The sequence below is a fragment of the Pseudomonas beijingensis genome, from assembly GCF_030687295.1.
Classification (GTDB): Bacteria; Pseudomonadota; Gammaproteobacteria; order Pseudomonadales; family Pseudomonadaceae; genus Aquipseudomonas; species Aquipseudomonas beijingensis.
Genome location: NZ_CP117425.1, coordinates 2,185,695 through 2,203,326 on the forward strand (window position 1 = coordinate 2,185,695; position 17,632 = coordinate 2,203,326).

Consider the following 17,632-nt stretch of genomic DNA (forward strand, 5'->3'; position numbering starts at 1 on the left):
CAGGTGGGGGGTGGTTTCAATGGTGGGCGATTGTTAACGGTTATTTCATTGGTGGCCGTTCAGGCTGGCGACAGGTTTGCGTGGCGAGGCGCAAAGCCTCGCCACGGGCCCAGCCTAGGCCACCCGGTTCAAGTCGTTGTGGCGCGTTTCCTTCAGGCACAGCACGGCGATGACGCTGAGCAGCGCGGCCGCTGAAACATAGCCGCCGACATAGCTCAAGCCGCCCATCGCCACCAGTTTCTGGGCGAAGAACGGCGCGGCCGAGGCGCCGACGATACCGCCCAGGTTGTAGGCCGCCGAGGCACCGGTATAGCGCACATGGGTCGGGAACAGTTCCGGCAGCAAGGCGCCCATGGGGGCGAAGGTCACCCCCATCAGGAACAGCTCGATGCACAGGAACAGCGCTACGCCGCCAGTGGAACCGTGGGTCAGCAACGGTTCCATGAGGAAACCCGAGGCAATTGCCAGCAGGCCACCGATGATCAATATCGGTTTGCGGCCGTAGCGGTCGCTGGCCCAGGCCGACAGAGGCGTTGCAGCGGCCATGAACAGTACGGCAAAGCACAGCAGGCCCAGGAATGTCTCGCGGCTGTAGCCGAGGGTCGACACCCCGTAGCTCAGGGAAAACACCGTCGAGATGTAGAACAGCGCGTAACACACCACCATCGCCGCCGCGCCCAGTAAGGTCGGCGCCCAGTATTGGCTGAACAGCTCGACCAACGGCACTTTGACCCGTTCCTGGCGGGCCATGGCATTGGCGAATACCGGGGTTTCATGGAGTTTGAGCCGTACATAGAGGCCGACAATCACCAGCACGGCACTGAGCAGGAACGGAATCCGCCAGCCCCAGGAACGGAATTGCCCGTCGTCCAGGCTCATGGCCAGGGTCAGGAACAACCCGTTGGCCGCCAGGAAGCCGATGGAGGGCCCCAGTTGGGGAAACATGCCGAACCAGGCACGTTTGCCCTTGGGTGCGTTCTCGGTGGCCAACAGCGCCGCTCCGCCCCATTCGCCGCCCAACCCCAGGCCCTGGCCGAAACGCAGCAGGCACAGCAGGATCGGTGCCCAGGCACCAATGCTGGCATAACCGGGCAGCACGCCAATGAGCGTGGTGCATACGCCCATCAGCAGCAGGGACGCCACCAGCGTCGACTTGCGCCCGATCCGGTCGCCGAAATGGCCGAACAGCGCCGAACCCAGCGGACGGGCGAGGAAGGCGATGCCGAACGTCAGGAAGGACGACAGCATCTGTGCCGTGCCTGAGGTTTGCGGAAAGAACACCGGCCCGATCACCAGGGCCGCCGCCGTGGCATAGACGTAGAAGTCGTAGAACTCGATGGCGGTGCCGATGAAACTCGCGGTCGCCACGCGAGTAGCCGAGTTGGTCGGCTGGGCAGGCACAGCCTCGTTGCAGGTAGCGGTCGTCATGCGGTTATCCCTGACAGTCATGTGCTCCGTTGGAGCGAATTATTATGGTCGAACACCCAGGGATGTGGGCGGGTATCCCGTCGCTGTTTCGGGTAGGAACAGTCCCAGGGCTGATGCGGATTTTGCCGATGGTCTGGCCGGAACCGGCTGAGTACAGGATAGACACAGGGTTCGGTAAGCGGCTTGAGTATAGGAAGGGGGCTAACGAATCAACAAGAGCGCCCGCGCACAATATCGGCGCTTGCGATGAGCTTTTTGTGGCGAGGGGATTTATCCCCGCTGGGCTGCGCAGCAGCCCTAAAGCCCGACAACTCGGTGTTCCAGACAAATTGAGTTGACCGTATTTGGAGCTGCTTCACAGCCCAACGGGGATAAATCCCCTCGCCACAACGGTGTTTTACCTTGAGCCTGTTGGGGGTCAGGAAACGGCCGGCACCGAACTGTTATGCCACGCCAGCACCTGGCTGACGCGGTTGTCCACGGTCTCGATGATTTCCAGTCGATAGCGCCCGATCTTCAGGCAGACCGGGCTTTCGGGGATGGTTTCCAGGGCTTCGGTCACCAGCCCGTTGAGGGTCTTGGGGCCGTCGCAGGGCAGGTGCCAGCCCAGGGTCCGGTTCAATTCGCGGATCGACGCCGCGCCATCGATCATCAGGCGGCCATCGGGCTGGGGATGGACGTGGGGGTTGTCGAGGCTATGCTCGCTCTCGAATTCGCCGACGATTTCTTCGAGGATGTCTTCCAGGGTGACGATGCCCAGCACTTCGCCGTATTCGTCCACCACCATGCCCAGGCGCCGCTGCTGCTTGTGGAAATTCAGCAGTTGCAGTTGCAGTGGCGTGCTTTCGGGCACGAAGTAGGGCTCGTGGGAGGCGGCCAGCAACGCTTCCTGGGTCAGGCTCGCGTCCGCCAGCAAATGACGGATCTGGCGGGTGTTGAGCACCGCTTCGACCTGATTGATATCGCTGTGGAACACCGGCAGGCGGGTACGCCGGTTCATACGCAACTGTTCGATGATCTCGCCAATGGGGTCGTCAAGGTTGATCCCATCGACCTCGCTGCGGGGCACGAGGATATCGTTGACGGTGATGTTGTCCAGGGCGTGGATGCCGGAAATCGGATGCAGCCGGCCGCTGCCGTGTTCTGATTCCTGCTCGCTGCGCGGCGGCGCGGGCATTTCGTCGTCGCTCTGTTGCACCATGCCGGGCTTGCGCGCAAATGGACGCAGCAACAGTTGGCTGGCGCCATTCAACAGCCAGGCAAACGGATAGAGGATCTTCAACGGGATGCCCAGCAAGGTGTTGCCCAGTGCCAGCACCGCGTCGGGCTGGCGGGTGGCCAGGGTGCGCGGCAGGTAGTCGGCGAATATCAGCAGGGCGGCGCTGGTGCCGAGCCAGGCGACCCAGGGGCCGTTCTCCAGCCAGGTGAAAATCGCCAGCAAGGTGCCGATGACCACGGCCAGGACACGACAGAGGGTATTGCACAGGACCAGGCTGGCCAGTGGAAATGTCAGTGTCGCCAGCGGTTTGTCACTGGCGCGCGAGGCCGTACGCTGGGCCAGCAGGTGTTGCTGGGCGGCTTCGATGGCCGTGAACAGGGCCGACCAGAGGATCAGCACCACCAGCACGGCGAACAACGGCGCTACGGGCAACGTATCCATCAGGGCCGTCCGTCAGATATGCAGGATGTATTCACGGACCAGCTTGCTGCCGAAGTACGCCAGCATCAGCAGGCAGAAACCGGCCAGGGTCCAGCGAATCGCTTTGTGCCCACGCCAGCCGAGGCGGTTGCGGCCCCACAGCAATACGCTGAAGACCACCCACGCCAGGCAGGCCAGCAGGGTCTTGTGCACCAGGTGCTGGGCGAACAGGTTCTCGACGAACAACCAGCCGGAGATCAGCGACAGCGACAGCAGGCTCCAGCCGGCCCAGAGGAAACCGAACAACAGGCTTTCCATGGTTTGCAGCGGCGGAAAGTTGCGGATCAGTCCGGACGGGTGCTTGTTCTTGAGCTGGTGATCCTGCACCAGCAGCAACAGGGCCTGGAACACCGCGATGGTGAACAGGCCGTAGGCGAGGATCGACAACAGGATGTGGGCGAGGATGCCCGGCTCTTCGTCGATGATCTGCACGGTGCCCGACGGCGCGAACTGCGCCAGCAGCACCGTGGCCAGCCCCAGCGGGAACAGCAGCACCAGCAGGTTTTCCACCGGGATGCGCGAGCAGGCCAGCAGCGTGAGGGCGATCACGGCGACGGCGATCAGGCTGGCGGCGTTGAAAAAATCCAGGCCCAGGCCGATCGGCGTCATCAGGTGGGTATAAAGGCTGGCCGCGTGGCCGAGCACCGCCAGCACGCCAAGCGTGACCAGCAGGCGTTTGTTCGCCTTGGCGCCGGTGGCCAGGCGGGTGCCTTGATAGAGGGTCGCAGCGGCATAAAGGCAAGCGGCGGCGAGGGTGGCAAGCAAGCTGGGTGACAAGGGGAGCATAAATCCTGTTAGGCAAGCCCGAAAGGCGCTGAGTTTGGCATAGAACCCCCTCCACACGAAAGACCACTGCAAGGTGTACGCCGCACGCTTCTTCGCTATAATCCGCGACCTGCCCACGCCGCAGGCTCGCCGAGCACATTTTTCACGGTCTGGGCCGCCATTATCCCGGTCTCATCTGGGCCTGAAAGGATCGCGCATGTTTGAAAACCTAACCGACCGTCTCTCGCAGACGCTGCGCCATGTCACCGGCAAGGCGAAACTGACCGAGGACAACATCAAAGACACCCTGCGCGAAGTGCGCATGGCGTTGCTCGAAGCCGACGTCGCCCTGCCGGTGGTCAAGGACTTCGTCAATTCGGTCAAGGAACGCGCCGTCGGCACCGAAGTGTCGCGCAGCCTGACGCCGGGCCAGGCGTTCGTGAAGATCGTCCAGGCCGAACTCGAAAGCCTGATGGGCGCCGCCAACGAAGACCTGAACCTCGCCGCCGTACCTCCAGCGGTGGTGCTGATGGCCGGCCTGCAGGGCGCGGGCAAGACCACGACAGTCGGCAAGCTGGCGCGCTTCCTTAAAGAGCGCAAGAAGAAGTCGGTGATGGTGGTGTCGGCGGACATCTACCGTCCGGCGGCGATCAAGCAGCTGGAAACCCTGGCCAACGACATCGGCGTGACGTTCTTCCCGTCCGACCTGAGCCAGAAGCCGGTGGACATCGCCCAGGCGGCTATTAAGGAAGCGAAGCTCAAGTTCATCGACGTGGTCATCGTCGATACCGCCGGTCGCTTGCACATCGATGAAGAGATGATGGGCGAGATCAAGGCGCTGCATGCCGCGATCAACCCGGTGGAAACCCTGTTTGTGGTCGATGCCATGACCGGCCAGGACGCGGCCAATACCGCGAAGGCGTTCGGTGATGCACTGCCGCTGACCGGCGTGGTCCTGACCAAGGTCGACGGTGACGCCCGTGGCGGTGCCGCGCTGTCGGTACGCGCCATCACCGGCAAGCCGATCAAGTTCATCGGTATGGGCGAGAAGAGCGAAGCGCTCGAGCCGTTCCACCCTGAGCGTATCGCTTCGCGTATCCTCGGCATGGGCGACGTGCTCAGCCTGATCGAGCAGGCCGAGCAGACCCTCGACAAGGACAAGGCCGACAAACTGGCCAAGAAGCTGAAGAAGGGCAAGGGCTTCGACCTCGAAGACTTCCGCGACCAGCTGCAACAAATGAAGAACATGGGCGGCCTTGGCGGCCTCATGGACAAACTGCCGAACATCGGTGGCGTGAACCTGGCGCAGATGGGCAATGCCCAGGGCGCGGCTGAAAAGCAGTTCAAGCAGATGGAAGCCATCATCAACTCCATGACCCCGGCCGAGCGCCGCGACCCTGAGCTGATCAGCGGTTCGCGCAAGCGCCGCATCGCCATGGGTTCCGGCACCCAGGTGCAGGACATCGGTCGATTGATCAAGCAACACAAGCAGATGCAGAAGATGATGAAGAAATTCTCCGCCAAGGGCGGGATGGCCAAGATGATGCGCGGCATGGGCGGTATGTTGCCCGGCGGCGGCATGCCGAAAATGTAAAGAATCTGCGCCGGCTGTCATGCCGGCGTTGCCCCGCACGGAGGCGGGGATCTCCAGCAAACCCGCGCTACGCGGGAGCTGACTTGCCGTTTTTCATGACGGCTCTATGGCAAATCTTGATCGCATGGCGCCAGGCGCCGGAAAAAGACATTTGCAAAAGTCCGGATATTCCTTAGAATATGCGGCCTTTCGGGCACCTATGCCCGCTGTGCATTTAGATTTGCAGCACCGACTACAGGAACGATGTTCACATGCTAACAATCCGTCTTGCCCTTGGCGGCTCCAAAAAGCGCCCGTTTTACCACCTGACCGTAACCGACAGCCGCAACCCGCGTGACGGTTCCCACAAGGAGCAGGTTGGTTTCTTCAACCCTGTTGCCCGTGGTCAGGAAGTTCGTCTGTCCGTGAACCAAGAGCGCGTAGCCTACTGGCTGAGCGTTGGTGCACAACCTTCTGAGCGTGTTGCTCAGTTGTTGAAGGAATCGGCTAAGGCTGCGGCCTGAGCAATATGAACGCGACGCCAAAAGATGCTGATGATTTGATCGTTGTCGGCAAGATCTATTCTGTACATGGCGTTCGCGGCGAAGTGAAGGTGTATTCCTTTACTGATCCGATCAAGAACCTGTTGGACTACAAAACCTGGACGCTCAAGCGCGAAGGTAGCGTGAAACAGGTGGAGCTGGTCAGCGGACGCGGGAACGACAAGTTCCTGGTCGCAAAGCTCAAGGGTCTCGATGATCGTGAAGAAGCTCGTCTTCTGGCCGGTTATGAGATCTGCGTGCCGCGCAACCTGTTCCCTGAACTGACCGACGGCGAGTACTACTGGTACCAGCTTGTGGGTCTGAAGGTCATCGACCACCTCGGGCAATTGCTCGGGAAAATCGATCACCTGCTCGAGACCGGTTCGAACGATGTCATGGTGGTCAAGCCTTGCGTCGGCAGCCTGGATGATCGCGAACGCCTGTTGCCCTATACCGAGCAATGCGTGTTGGCCGTCGACCTTGCCGCAGGCGAGATGAAGGTGGAATGGGATGCGGATTTCTAAACGTGGCTAATTTGCGCGTTGAAGTCATCACATTGTTTCCCGAGATGTTTTCCGCCATCAGCGAGTACGGCATAACCAGCCGCGCGGTGAAGCAGGAGCTGTTACAGCTCACCTGTTGGAATCCGCGGGACTACACCACGGATCGGCATCACACTGTGGACGATCGCCCGTTTGGCGGTGGTCCGGGCATGGTGATGAAGATCAAGCCCCTGGAAGATGCGCTGGTTCAGGCCAGGACGGCAGCCGGGGAGGGTGCGAAGGTGATCTACCTGTCGCCCCAAGGCCGCCAACGGACTCAGTCGGCGGTACGCGAGCTGGCGAATTTGGATGCATTGATCCTGATTGCCGGCCGTTATGAAGGCATTGACGAGCGTTTCATTGAAGCTCATGTCGATGAAGAGTGGTCGATTGGCGACTATGTACTGTCTGGCGGCGAGCTGCCGGCGATGGTCCTGATCGATGCGGTTACACGACTGCTGCCTGGAGCTTTAGGGCATGCAGATTCCGCTGAGGAAGATTCCTTTACGGATGGTCTGCTGGATTGCCCGCACTACACCCGACCGGAGGTGTATGCGGATCAGCGTGTTCCCGACGTGTTGCTAAGTGGCAACCACGCGCACATCCGGCGTTGGCGTTTGCAGCAGTCCCTTGGTCGGACCTACGAACGACGCGCCGATCTTCTGGAAAGCCGCTCGCTTTCTGGAGAAGAGAAGAAGCTGCTCGAGGAATACATCCGCGAGCGGGACGATAGTTAACAACGTATCGATGGTGAGTCCGACGACTCGCCTTAGGAGCACAGCATGACTAACAAAATCATCCTTGCACTCGAAGCAGAGCAGATGACCAAAGAAATCCCTACCTTTGCCCCAGGCGACACCATTGTCGTTCAGGTGAAAGTGAAGGAAGGCGACCGTTCCCGTCTGCAAGCGTTCGAAGGCGTCGTTATCGCCAAGCGTAACCGTGGCGTGAACAGTGCATTCACCGTTCGTAAAATCTCCAACGGTGTCGGCGTAGAGCGTACTTTCCAGACCTACAGCCCGCAAATCGACAGCATGGCTGTCAAGCGTCGCGGTGACGTACGTAAAGCCAAGCTGTACTACCTGCGTGACCTGTCGGGTAAAGCAGCTCGCATCAAGGAAAAACTGGCTTAAGTCCAGCTTCCGATGCAAAAAAAGCAGCCTGCGGGCTGCTTTTTTGTTGCCTGCGATTTGCGCTTTGAGCACCCTGCATGGCTTCATTTCCCCTTTTGATGCCGTGTGTGCCCGCATCCTCCAAGAGTCTTTATGCCAGCCATCGATCATCCGCTGATAGACCAGTTTCTCGACGCCCTGTGGTTGGAGAAGGGCCTGTCCGATAACACCCGCGATGCCTACCGCAGCGACCTGGCGCTGTTCAATGGCTGGCTGCAGGAAAACCACCTGGAGCTGGTCAATGCCGGACGGGAGTTGATCCTCGATCATTTGGCGTGGCGCCTGGAGCAGAACTACAAACCGCGCTCGACCGCGCGTTTTCTCTCCGGTCTGCGTGGGTTTTATCGCTATTTGCTGCGGGAAAAGCTGATCGCGGTGGACCCGACCTTGCGCGTGGAAATGCCGCAACTGGGGCGTCCGCTGCCCAAGTCCCTGTCGGAAGCCGATGTGGAAGCGCTGCTGGCGGCACCCGATCTCAGCGAGGCCATCGGTCAGCGCGACCGGGCCATGTTGGAAGTCCTGTATGCCTGTGGCTTGCGCGTCACCGAGTTGATCAGCTTGACGCTGGAGCAAGTCAACCTGCGCCAGGGCGTGCTGCGGGTGATGGGCAAGGGCAGCAAGGAGCGCCTGGTGCCGATGGGCGAGGAAGCGATTGTCTGGGTCGAGCGTTATATGCGCGATGCCCGTCATGAATTGCTGGGCGGGCGTCCCAGCGATGTGCTGTTTCCCAGCCTGCGCGGCGAGCAGATGACCCGCCAGACCTTCTGGCATCGCATCAAGCACCAGGCCAAGGTGGCCGGCATCAACAAATTCCTCTCGCCCCACACCTTGCGGCATGCCTTTGCTACACACCTGCTCAACCACGGCGCCGACTTGCGGGTGGTGCAGATGCTGCTCGGCCATAGCGACCTGTCCACCACCCAGATCTACACCCATGTGGCCCGGGCGCGGTTGCAGGATTTGCATGCCAAGCATCATCCTCGCGGCTGAATGAAATTTCCTGTGGGAGCAAGGCTTGCCCGCGATGAACGATAACGCGGTTCCGTTGATACACCGCGGCGCGGCCATCGCGGGCAAGCCTTGCTCCCACAAGCCGGCTCCCACAGAAAAGCGTTCACCAATGCCTTGTATCACCGGCATTCGGCCACGCCAGCCTTATGTGGTAGGCTTTGTCGGTTTGCACAGTGGGCGGTTGGAACCCGAATCTGCGGGTCGGCGTTTCCCGTCTCATTTGTTCGCCTCAGGAGTCCCCATGCGTTTGAGCCAGATGTTCACCGCCGCCGCCATTGCGTTGGCCAATACCTTTGCCATTGCCGACGACGCGGCCGACAAGGCTATCCGCAAGAGCCTGGAAAACCTTCAGCTCGAAGTGCCGATCGACACCATTTCGGCCAGCCCCATGGCTGGCCTGTATGAAGTCAAGCTCAAGGGCAGCCGCGTGCTTTACGCCAGTGCCGACGGCCAGTACATCGTCCAGGGCAACCTGTTCGCGCTCAAGGATGGCAAGCCGGTCAACCTCACCGAGATGACCGAGCGCCAGGGCATTTCCAAGTTGATCAACGGCATTCCGGTCGCTGAAACCGTGGTTTATCCGGCGATCGGCGAAACCAAGTCCCACATCACCGTATTCACCGACACCACCTGCCCGTATTGCCACAAGCTGCACGCCGAAGTGCCCGAGCTGAACAAGCGCGGCATCGAAGTGCGCTATGTAGCGTTCCCGCGACAGGGCTTGGGCTCGCCGGGCGATGAGCAGTTGCAGGCGGTCTGGTGCTCCAAGGACAAGAAAGCGGCCATGGACAAGATGGTCGACGGCAAGGAAATCAAGGCCGCCCAGTGCGAGAATCCGGTTTCCAAGCAATTCGCCCTTGGCCAATCCATTGGCGTGAACGGCACGCCGGCCATCGTTTTGGCCGACGGCCAAGTGATTCCGGGCTACCAGCCGGCACCACAAGTGGCCAAACTGGCCCTGAGCGCGAAATAGATCATGGGCGGTCCGCTTTTGAAGATCACGGCTCGGCGAAAACTTTCGTCGGGCCGTTAAAAACAGAGTCGCGTTGCTACGCGGCTGTATTTCACGGCCGACCTTGCGTCGGCCGTTTCATGGGGAGTCAAGAGTGAATCCGGTCAAAGTAGGCATCTGTGGGTTAGGTACCGTCGGTGGCGGCACCTTCAACGTACTTCAGCGCAACGCCGAGGAAATTTCTCGTCGTGCCGGGCGTGGGATCGAAGTGGCACAAATTGCCATGCGCACGCCAAAGCCTCAGTTCCAGACGACCGGTATTGCGATTACCAACGATGTGTTCGAAGTGGCCACGAACCCTGAGATCGACATCGTCATAGAGCTGGTGGGCGGCTACACCGTTGCCCGCGAGTTGGTACTCAAGGCCATCGAGAATGGCAAGCATGTGGTCACCGCGAACAAGGCGCTTATCGCTGTTCACGGTAATGAGATTTTCGCCAAGGCCCGCGAGAAGGGCGTGATCGTGGCGTTCGAAGCCGCCGTGGCTGGTGGTATCCCGGTGATCAAGGCGATCCGCGAAGGCCTGTCGGCCAACCGCATCAACTGGGTCGCGGGGATCATCAACGGCACCGGCAACTTCATCCTCACCGAGATGCGCGAGAAGGGTCGCACCTTCGAAGACGTGCTCGCCGAAGCCCAGGCCCTGGGTTACGCCGAGGCTGATCCGACGTTCGACGTGGAAGGCATCGACGCAGCGCACAAGCTGACGATCCTGGCATCCATTGCGTTCGGCATTCCGTTGCAGTTCGACAAGGCCTACACCGAAGGCATCACCAAGCTGACCACCGCTGACGTGAACTACGCCGAAGCCTTGGGCTACCGCATCAAGCACCTGGGCGTGGCGCGCAGCACCGCTAGCGGCATCGAGCTGCGTGTGCATCCGACGCTGATCCCGGCCGACCGCCTGATCGCCAACGTCAACGGCGTGATGAACGCAGTGATGGTCAACGGCGACGCCTCCGGCTCGACGTTGTTCTACGGCGCGGGCGCCGGCATGGAACCGACCGCTTCCTCGGTGGTGGCCGACCTGGTGGACGTGGTTCGCGCCATGACCTCGGACCCGGAAAACCGCGTGCCGCACCTGGCCTTCCAGCCGGACTCGCTGTCGGCGCACCCGATTCTTCCGATCGAGGCATGCGAAAGCTCCTACTACCTGCGCATCCAGGCCAAGGACCATCCGGGCGTGCTGGCTCAAGTGGCGAGCATCCTCTCGGAGCGCGGTATAAACATCGAGTCGATCATGCAGAAGGAAGTCGAGGAACACGACGGCCTGGTGCCGATGATCCTGCTGACCCACCGTGTGGTCGAGCAGAACATCAACGATGCGATTGCGGCGCTGGAAGCGCTCCAGGGTGTCGTTGGGCCGGTGGTCCGTATCCGCGTCGAACATTTGAATTAATTTAGCGGCAAGTTATAAGCTGCAAGCCGCAAATAGAAGCCGAGCCGCTTTGACTTGTCGCTTGCCGCTTGACCTTGAAGCTCAAACCGAAGGTTTGCCAAAAAATGCGCTATATCAGCACCCGCGGCCAGGCACCGGCCCTGAATTTCGAAGATGTCCTCCTGGCCGGCCTGGCCACGGATGGCGGTCTCTATGTGCCGGAAAGCCTGCCGCGCTTCACCCAGGAAGAAATCGCTTCCTGGGCCGGCCTGCCGTATCACGAGCTGGCGTTCCGGGTCATGCGCCCGTTCGTCACCGGCAGCATCCCGGACGCCGATTTCAAAAAGATCCTCGAAGAGACCTATGGCGTCTTTTCCCACAATGCCATCGCACCGTTGCGTCAGCTCAACGGTAACGAATGGGTCATGGAGCTGTTCCACGGCCCGACCCTGGCGTTCAAGGACTTCGCCCTGCAACTGCTCGGTCGCCTGCTGGACTACGTGCTGCAAAAGCGTGGCGAGCGCGTGGTGATCGTCGGTGCCACTTCTGGCGACACCGGTTCGGCGGCTATCGAAGGCTGCAAGCACTGCGAGAACGTCGACATTTTCATCCTGCACCCGCACAACCGGGTCTCGGAAGTGCAACGTCGGCAGATGACGACGATTTTCGGCGACAACATCCACAACATCGCCATCGAAGGCAACTTCGATGACTGCCAGGAAATGGTCAAGGCCAGCTTCGCCGACCAGAGCTTCCTCAAGGGCACGCGGCTGGTGGCGGTGAACTCGATCAACTGGGCGCGGATCATGGCCCAGATCGTCTATTACTTCCACGCGGCCCTGCAATTGGGCGGTCCGGCCCGTTCCGTGTCGTTCTCGGTGCCGACCGGCAACTTCGGCGATATCTTTGCCGGTTACCTGGCGCGCAACATGGGGCTGCCGATCAACCAATTGATCGTCGCCACCAACCGCAACGACATCCTGCACCGCTTCATGAGCGGCAACCAGTACGTCAAGGAAACCTTGCACGCCACGCTATCGCCTTCAATGGACATCATGGTGTCGTCGAACTTCGAGCGCCTGCTGTTCGACCTGCACGGTCGCAACGGTGCGGCGATTGCCGGGCTGATGGACAGCTTTCGCCAGGGTGGCGGTTTCAGCGTCGAGCCTGAGCGCTGGACCGAAGCGCGCAAGCTGTTCGACTCCCTGGCCGTGGACGATGAGCAGACCTGCGAAACCATCGCCGAGGTGTTCGCGCAGAGCGGCGAACTGCTCGATCCGCACACGGCTATCGGCGTCAGGGCGGCCCGTGAATGCCGTCGCAGCCTGGACATTCCGATGGTGATCCTGGGCACGGCGCACCCGGTCAAGTTCCCGGAAGCGGTGGAGAAAGCAGGTGTAGGAAAAGCGCTCGAATTGCCTGCGCATCTTTCTGATTTGTTTGAGCGAGATGAGCGTTGCACCGTATTGCCCAACGACTTGAAAGCCGTGCAGGCCTTTGTCAGCCAGCATGGCAATCGCGGCAAGCCACTCTGACCGGGTAAACCTGTCACATTTTGAAGCCCGTCTCCTGACGGGCTTTCTTGTTTCTGCATGCCAAACTGGCCGGGTTTTCGCCCTTGGAGGGATGGGCGAGTCATCTCGAAGGAAATGCAGATGTCGTTTTTTATCAAAGGCAAACCAGCCCTGGGCTGGGTAATGGGCCTGGCCCTGATGTACTGGACGCAGGGAGGCAACGCGGCGCCGTTGACGACTTTCGAAACGCCACCGCCCAACCCTGGCGAACGGTTGGTGTTGGACGCGCAGGAATTGAAGTGGATCAAGGAGAACCCCCGGGTCATCGTGGCCACGATCCAGTTTCCGCTGTACCTGTTCAAGAATGAGCTGGGGCAGTGGAGCGGGTTGAACCACGACGTTCTCCAGCGCATCGCGCACATGACTGGCCTTGAGTTCGTGCATCGGGAGTCGTTCTCCCCCGGCGAGTTGCTGACGATGCTGGAGAATGGTGAGGCAGACATGACGACCCTGCTGGCGATGAATGAAGAACGTCGGGATTTCCTCAGTTTCAGCCATGCATTCGGTGGTTTCGGCTGGGTGTTCGTCGGCCGTGACGGGGAATCGCCCCTCCATTCGCTGGAGCAGCTCGAAGGGAAGGTTTTGGCATTGCCAGCACGGCATGCCTTGGAAGCGGAAATCAGGCGCGAGTACCCGGCGATCAAATTGCGCACGACCAAGACCTATGGTGAGGCGCGGGCGCTGGTAGAAAGCCGGGAGGCCTACGCCACCATCGAAAATGAAACCGGGGTGCACCTCTATCCAGCCGGGCAGTTGCAGGTAGGCAGCGGTCTTGAGGGCAAGTGGGAACCGGACTACCTGGCGGTGCGCCAGGACTTGACCGCGTTGCTGAGTATCTTGAATAAAGCCCTGGAAGCCTTCCCGGCCGAGGACATGCGTGCGCTGCGGTCGAAATGGATGGCCGGTACGACCCCCGTCCAGACGCCATCGATCTGGGAGCGGATGTCCGGCTGGGGCTACTGGTGTGTGACCGTGGTCGTGGTCTTTGGCCTCTTGTCCCTGTTGTGGAACCGCCGTCTGCAGACACAGATCGACCAACGCCTCAAGGCCGAAGCGGTCCTCAAGGACCAGTTGATGCTCCAGCGGGCCTTGGTGGATGCCATTCCCGACCCGATTTTCATCTGTGACCTGGAAGGGCGCCTGATCATGTGCAACAAAAGTTATGAAGACCAGTTCGCAACCCGCTTCGAAAAACTGCGGGGCACGCGGCTTACCGACTCGGCGTCATTCCCGCCGGCCACCGCCGAGCTGCTGCATGGGGAAGTGATGGAGCAGTTGCGCACCGGCCAGTCTCGATTCGTCGACCGGCAATTGATGTTCAGCGGCGGGTTGCGGGAAATCTATCATTGGACGGTGCCGTTCTATGGGGCTGATGGACAGCTGCGTGGCATTCTGGGGGGCTGGACCGATGTCGGACGGCGGTGGCGTCGTTGCGACAGGGGCCTGGCTGAGCCGGCCGTCATCCCTTAACAGCTCACGGGGAACGCTGTTGTTTGCCTGTCATATTGGACGCGCATGCTCGGTTGAACAGGTTGGGGCATGCCGGTTCGGTGCGCTGACGAACTTTCTGCTGCGGCCCACGGTCATTTACTGTGAACATGCAGTTGTTTCGGACTATTGAAGGGTGAGCGAATGGAAAGTATCAGCCTATTGCTGAATGAAGCCTTGAGCCCGTATCAGGTCTCGCTGACTCCCACCGGCGCCAAGGGCGAATGCCGGGTGACGTTGAAGAATGCCAGCGGGGTCATCATGGTCGAGCGAGTGTTCAACCAGGCCCAATTGACTGACAAGCGTCAGTTGACCGACGTTGTCGATGGCCTGCATCGCGATGTGCTGATTGCCGAGGGGCGCCTGGAGCCCTGTGTGATTGCGGCGTTGCGCAATCTGGCGCGCGACAAGGTCATGGTCGCGGCGAATTGACTGGGCTTTTGTGGGAACCTTCCTACGTCCTGATGAGTCAGAGCCTTTACCAGCAAGAGCGAGCATTGTGCTCCGGTGCTTGTCGCTTGTTGTACTAACCTTGATTGGTTACGTTTAACCCCGAGTCGTCTCCCCACTTCTCGGGGTTTCTTTTTGCCCGGCTTTTACGTTTTTAGCGCGCGTTCTGTCAGGCGCTGATGGAGCTTTTGTGGGAGCGAGCTTGCTCGCGATGGCGGACTGACAGTTGACCGGGATTTTTTGGTTGGGTACATATCCATTGCTGCGGTAACGGCCACTTAGGGTTCCGCCCTGACGGCGGGTCACTTTTGAAAAGCGCAAAAGTAACCAAAACGCTTCTGCCCCACCACTCGGTGCCTCGCTTAGGCTCGGCATGCCCGAACGAAGGCATTGCTCCGTGGGCCCGCCGCGAAGGGCCATCCATGGCCCAGCGCGGCTATCCCGGCATCCATGCCGGGATGCCCACTCCACAATGCCTGCGTTCGGCCATCGTGGTTAACGGGGCGCCCGAGATCAACGTCCACCCCGAGGCGGCCTGATAGCCGACCTGGTTCTTGATGGGGACCGCGTTCCCCTGTGGGAGCGAGCTCGCTCGCGAAGGCGGCCTAGTAGCCGGCCTATCTCTTGCGGATGTACCCCGACCCAACTGTGGGAGCGGGCTTGCTCGCGAAGGCGGCCTAGTAGCCGGCCTATCTCTTGCGGATGTACCCCGACCCAACGGTGGGAGCGAGCCTGCTCGCGAAGGCGGCCTGACAGCCGACCTGTCTCTTTCGGATGTACCCCGACTCAACGGTGGGAGCGAGCCTGCTCGCGAAGGCGGCCTGACAGCCGACCTGTCTCTTTCGGATGTACCCCGACCCAACGGTGGGAGCGGGCTTGCTCGCGAAGGCGGCCTAGTAGCCGGCCTATCTCTTGCGGATGTACCCCGATCCAATTGTGGGAGCGAGCTTGCTCGCGATTGCGGTGTGCCAGTCAACATCAAGCCGGCTGAACCGACGCTATCGCGAGCAAGCTCGCTCCCACAGTTTGATTTTCAGTGACTGCCCCCTGCGGTGCGTCAAATGGCGCCGTCGCTGCGCAGTCTGGCGATCTGCTGTGCATCGTAGCCCAGCTCGCCGAGCACTTGGGCGTTGTGTTCACCCAGCGCCGGGCCGACCCATTCGCAGGTGCCTGGGGTGTCGGAAAGTTTCGGTACGATCCCCGGCATCTTGAACGACTTGCCGTCCGGCAGCTTGGCCTGCAGGAACATCTCTCGGGCGAGGAACTGCGGGTCGCTGAACATATCTTCGGCGCTGAAGATCCGACTGGCCGGCACGCCGGCCTGGTTCAGTTGGTCGATAACGCTATCGAGCGGCAGCGCGTTGACCCAGCGATCGATCACGCCGTAGAGCTCATCGCGCCGGCTGTCACGGCCATCATTGCTGGCCAGTTGCGGGTCATTGGCCAGGTCGTCACGGCCGATGATCTGCATGAAGCGCTTGAAAATCGCATCGCCGTTGGCGCCAATCTGCACATGCTTGCCATCGGCGCTGGTGTGGATGGACGAGGGGGTGATGCCGGGCATGATATTGCCGGTGCGCTCGCGGATGAACCCGAACACATCGAACTCCGGCACCATGCTTTCCATCATGGCGAAAATCGCCTCGTACAAGGCCACGTCCACCACTTGTCCAGTGCCGCCGTTGATCTCGCGGTGACGCAGGGCCATCAATCCGCCAATCACCCCCCAGAGGGCGGCGATGGAGTCGCCGATGGAGATCCCGGTGCGCACTGGCGGGCGGTCGTCGAAGCCGGTGATGTAGCGCAGGCCGCCCATGGATTCGCCCACCGCGCCAAACCCCGGTTGGTCTTTCATCGGCCCGGTCTGGCCGAAGCCCGAAAGTCGCACCATCACCAGTTTCGGGTTCAGTGCATGCAGCACATCCCAGCCCAGGCCGAGCTTTTCCAATACGCCGGGGCGAAAGTTCTCGATCAGGATGTCGGCTTCGCCGAGCAGTTTTTTCAGGATCGCCAGGCCTTCAGGGTGCTTGAGATTCAAGGTCAGGGACTTCTTGTTGCGTGCCTGGACGAACCACCACAGCGAGGTGCCTTCGTACAGCTTGCGCCACTTGCGCAGCGGATCACCGCCATCGGGCGATTCGACCTTGATGACTTCGGCACCGAATTCGCCGCAGATGCGCGAGGCGAAGGGCCCGGCGATCAAGGTGCCAAGTTCGATGACTTTGACGCCGGCAAGGGGTTTGGCAGTAAGCGACATGACGGATCCTGTAGCACAAAGGCAGAACGAATAGAGCGTTTTATCATAGGCCAAGGCCGGTCGCCGCAGGTTGATGGTCGGCAATTCGTGGATTGCCCGCGTCATCGGTTAGACTTGCCGCCTTTCCTCGTATCAAGAAGCCCGTTCATGGCCCAGCCGTCCACGACCTACAAGTTTGAACTGAACCTCACCGACCTCGACCGCAATGTGTACGAGAATGTGAAGCAGACCATCGCCCGCCACCCTTCGGAAACCGAAGAGCGCATGACCGTGCGCCTGCTGGCGTACGCGTTCTGGTACAACGAGCTGCTGGCGTTTGGTCGTGGTCTGTCAGACGTCGATGAGCCTGCGCTGTGGGAAAAGAGCCTGGATGACCGTGTGCTGCACTGGATCGAAGTCGGCCAGCCGGATGCCGATCGCCTGACCTGGTGCTCGCGCCGGACCGAGCGCACCAGCCTGCTGGCCTATGGCAGCCTGCGGGTGTGGGAAGGCAAGGTGATCCCGGCGGTCAAGAACCTGAAGAACGTCAACATCGCCGCCGTGCCCCAGGAAGTACTCGAAACCCTGGCCAAGGACATGCCCCGGGTGATCAAGTGGGATGTGATGATCAGCGAGGGCACGATTTTCGTGACCGACGACCGTGGCCAGCATGAAGTCCAGCTGCAATGGTTGCTGGGCGAGCGTGGTTGAGCCATTGACCCGGTATTGAGTGAACTCATTGTGGGAGCGAGCTTGCTCGCG

17 protein-coding genes are annotated in these 17,632 nt (G+C 60.7%); 13 read left to right on the top strand and 4 right to left on the bottom strand.

What is annotated here, in order from left to right; all coding sequences use genetic code 11:
- Positions 1–114: 114 nt before the first annotated feature.
- From PSH84_RS09820 to PSH84_RS09830, 3 genes are all read right to left on the bottom strand, one after another.
- Positions 115–1,428, bottom strand: a complete 1,314-nt coding sequence (locus tag PSH84_RS09820) for an MFS transporter (protein ID WP_305482767.1) — start codon at positions 1,426–1,428, stop codon at positions 115–117.
- Positions 1,429–1,846: 418 nt separating this feature from the next.
- Entirely contained in the window at positions 1,847–3,088 is a 1,242-nt protein-coding gene (locus tag PSH84_RS09825; RefSeq protein WP_305469861.1) for an HlyC/CorC family transporter, read from the bottom strand.
- Positions 3,089–3,100: 12 nt separating this feature from the next.
- The gene (locus tag PSH84_RS09830) at positions 3,101–3,913 is read right to left on the bottom strand and encodes a cytochrome C assembly family protein (RefSeq protein WP_060739059.1); all 813 of its coding nucleotides are present in this window, start codon (positions 3,911–3,913) and stop codon (positions 3,101–3,103) included.
- Between the two features lie 196 nt (positions 3,914–4,109).
- Here PSH84_RS09830 and ffh point away from each other — a divergent pair, with 196 nt between their 5' ends.
- From ffh to PSH84_RS09890, 12 genes are all read left to right on the top strand, one after another.
- The gene (gene ffh, locus PSH84_RS09835) at positions 4,110–5,486 is read left to right on the top strand and encodes a signal recognition particle protein (protein WP_122568777.1); all 1,377 of its coding nucleotides are present in this window, start codon (positions 4,110–4,112) and stop codon (positions 5,484–5,486) included.
- 251 nt (positions 5,487–5,737) lie between these two features.
- Complete coding sequence (gene rpsP / locus PSH84_RS09840) at positions 5,738–5,989, top strand: 30S ribosomal protein S16 (RefSeq protein ID WP_003198088.1); 252 nt, start codon at positions 5,738–5,740, stop codon at positions 5,987–5,989.
- Positions 5,990–5,994: 5 nt separating this feature from the next.
- Positions 5,995–6,531, top strand: coding sequence for a ribosome maturation factor RimM (gene rimM, locus PSH84_RS09845; RefSeq protein WP_058544503.1), 537 nt, complete (start codon positions 5,995–5,997; stop codon positions 6,529–6,531).
- The gene (gene trmD / locus PSH84_RS09850; RefSeq protein ID WP_305482768.1) at positions 6,513–7,286 is read left to right on the top strand and encodes a tRNA (guanosine(37)-N1)-methyltransferase TrmD; all 774 of its coding nucleotides are present in this window, start codon (positions 6,513–6,515) and stop codon (positions 7,284–7,286) included. Before rimM ends, trmD begins: the two co-directional genes overlap by 19 nt.
- A 45-nt stretch (positions 7,287–7,331) precedes the next feature.
- A complete protein-coding gene (gene rplS, locus PSH84_RS09855) occupies positions 7,332–7,682 on the top strand; it encodes a 50S ribosomal protein L19 (RefSeq protein WP_003175895.1) in 351 nt (116 codons plus the stop codon).
- 132 nt (positions 7,683–7,814) lie between these two features.
- Positions 7,815–8,711, top strand: a complete 897-nt coding sequence (xerD, locus tag PSH84_RS09860; RefSeq protein WP_305482770.1) for a site-specific tyrosine recombinase XerD — start codon at positions 7,815–7,817, stop codon at positions 8,709–8,711.
- 262 nt (positions 8,712–8,973) lie between these two features.
- Positions 8,974–9,705, top strand: coding sequence for a DsbC family protein (locus PSH84_RS09865; RefSeq protein WP_305482772.1), 732 nt, complete (start codon positions 8,974–8,976; stop codon positions 9,703–9,705).
- Between the two features lie 133 nt (positions 9,706–9,838).
- The gene (locus PSH84_RS09870; protein WP_122568774.1) at positions 9,839–11,143 is read left to right on the top strand and encodes a homoserine dehydrogenase; all 1,305 of its coding nucleotides are present in this window, start codon (positions 9,839–9,841) and stop codon (positions 11,141–11,143) included.
- 104 nt (positions 11,144–11,247) lie between these two features.
- A complete protein-coding gene (thrC, locus tag PSH84_RS09875) occupies positions 11,248–12,657 on the top strand; it encodes a threonine synthase (protein ID WP_305469865.1) in 1,410 nt (469 codons plus the stop codon).
- A 120-nt stretch (positions 12,658–12,777) separates the two neighbouring features.
- Positions 12,778–14,166: a transporter substrate-binding domain-containing protein gene (locus PSH84_RS09880; RefSeq protein ID WP_122568773.1), complete on the top strand. Its 1,389-nt coding sequence runs from the start codon at positions 12,778–12,780 to the stop codon at positions 14,164–14,166.
- Between the two features lie 162 nt (positions 14,167–14,328).
- Positions 14,329–14,616, top strand: a complete 288-nt coding sequence (locus PSH84_RS09885; protein ID WP_122568772.1) for a DUF3509 domain-containing protein — start codon at positions 14,329–14,331, stop codon at positions 14,614–14,616.
- Positions 14,617–14,987: 371 nt separating this feature from the next.
- Positions 14,988–15,173, top strand: a complete 186-nt coding sequence (locus PSH84_RS09890; RefSeq protein WP_305483210.1) for a nucleoid-structuring protein H-NS — start codon at positions 14,988–14,990, stop codon at positions 15,171–15,173.
- Positions 15,174–15,691: 518 nt separating this feature from the next.
- Here the strand turns inward: PSH84_RS09890 and PSH84_RS09895 are convergent.
- Positions 15,692–16,891 (bottom strand): CaiB/BaiF CoA transferase family protein, encoded by a 1,200-nt coding sequence (locus tag PSH84_RS09895; RefSeq protein ID WP_305482774.1) that lies wholly within the window; start codon positions 16,889–16,891, stop codon positions 15,692–15,694.
- A 147-nt stretch (positions 16,892–17,038) separates the two neighbouring features.
- On the opposite strand from PSH84_RS09895, the gene PSH84_RS09900 reads away from it, so the two are divergent.
- The gene (locus PSH84_RS09900) at positions 17,039–17,581 is read left to right on the top strand and encodes a YaeQ family protein (protein ID WP_122568769.1); all 543 of its coding nucleotides are present in this window, start codon (positions 17,039–17,041) and stop codon (positions 17,579–17,581) included.
- Positions 17,582–17,632: the final 51 nt, after the last annotated feature.

Excerpts from the sequence above, each read along its gene's own strand:
- PSH84_RS09820 (WP_305482767.1), bottom strand. The coding sequence starts at position 1,428 with ATGACGACCGCTACCTGCAACGAGGCTGTGCCTGCCCAGCCGACCAAC.
- PSH84_RS09825 (WP_305469861.1), bottom strand. The coding sequence starts at position 3,088 with ATGGATACGTTGCCCGTAGCGCCGTTGTTCGCCGTGCTGGTGGTGCTG.
- PSH84_RS09830 (WP_060739059.1), bottom strand. The coding sequence starts at position 3,913 with ATGCTCCCCTTGTCACCCAGCTTGCTTGCCACCCTCGCCGCCGCTTGC.
- ffh (WP_122568777.1), top strand. The coding sequence starts at position 4,110 with ATGTTTGAAAACCTAACCGACCGTCTCTCGCAGACGCTGCGCCATGTC.
- rpsP (WP_003198088.1), top strand. The coding sequence starts at position 5,738 with ATGCTAACAATCCGTCTTGCCCTTGGCGGCTCCAAAAAGCGCCCGTTT.
- rimM (WP_058544503.1), top strand. The coding sequence starts at position 5,995 with ATGAACGCGACGCCAAAAGATGCTGATGATTTGATCGTTGTCGGCAAG.
- trmD (WP_305482768.1), top strand. The coding sequence starts at position 6,513 with ATGGGATGCGGATTTCTAAACGTGGCTAATTTGCGCGTTGAAGTCATC.
- rplS (WP_003175895.1), top strand. The coding sequence starts at position 7,332 with ATGACTAACAAAATCATCCTTGCACTCGAAGCAGAGCAGATGACCAAA.
- xerD (WP_305482770.1), top strand. The coding sequence starts at position 7,815 with ATGCCAGCCATCGATCATCCGCTGATAGACCAGTTTCTCGACGCCCTG.
- PSH84_RS09865 (WP_305482772.1), top strand. The coding sequence starts at position 8,974 with ATGCGTTTGAGCCAGATGTTCACCGCCGCCGCCATTGCGTTGGCCAAT.
- thrC (WP_305469865.1), top strand. The coding sequence starts at position 11,248 with ATGCGCTATATCAGCACCCGCGGCCAGGCACCGGCCCTGAATTTCGAA.
- PSH84_RS09880 (WP_122568773.1), top strand. The coding sequence starts at position 12,778 with ATGTCGTTTTTTATCAAAGGCAAACCAGCCCTGGGCTGGGTAATGGGC.
- PSH84_RS09885 (WP_122568772.1), top strand. The coding sequence starts at position 14,329 with ATGGAAAGTATCAGCCTATTGCTGAATGAAGCCTTGAGCCCGTATCAG.
- PSH84_RS09895 (WP_305482774.1), bottom strand. The coding sequence starts at position 16,891 with ATGTCGCTTACTGCCAAACCCCTTGCCGGCGTCAAAGTCATCGAACTT.
- PSH84_RS09900 (WP_122568769.1), top strand. The coding sequence starts at position 17,039 with ATGGCCCAGCCGTCCACGACCTACAAGTTTGAACTGAACCTCACCGAC.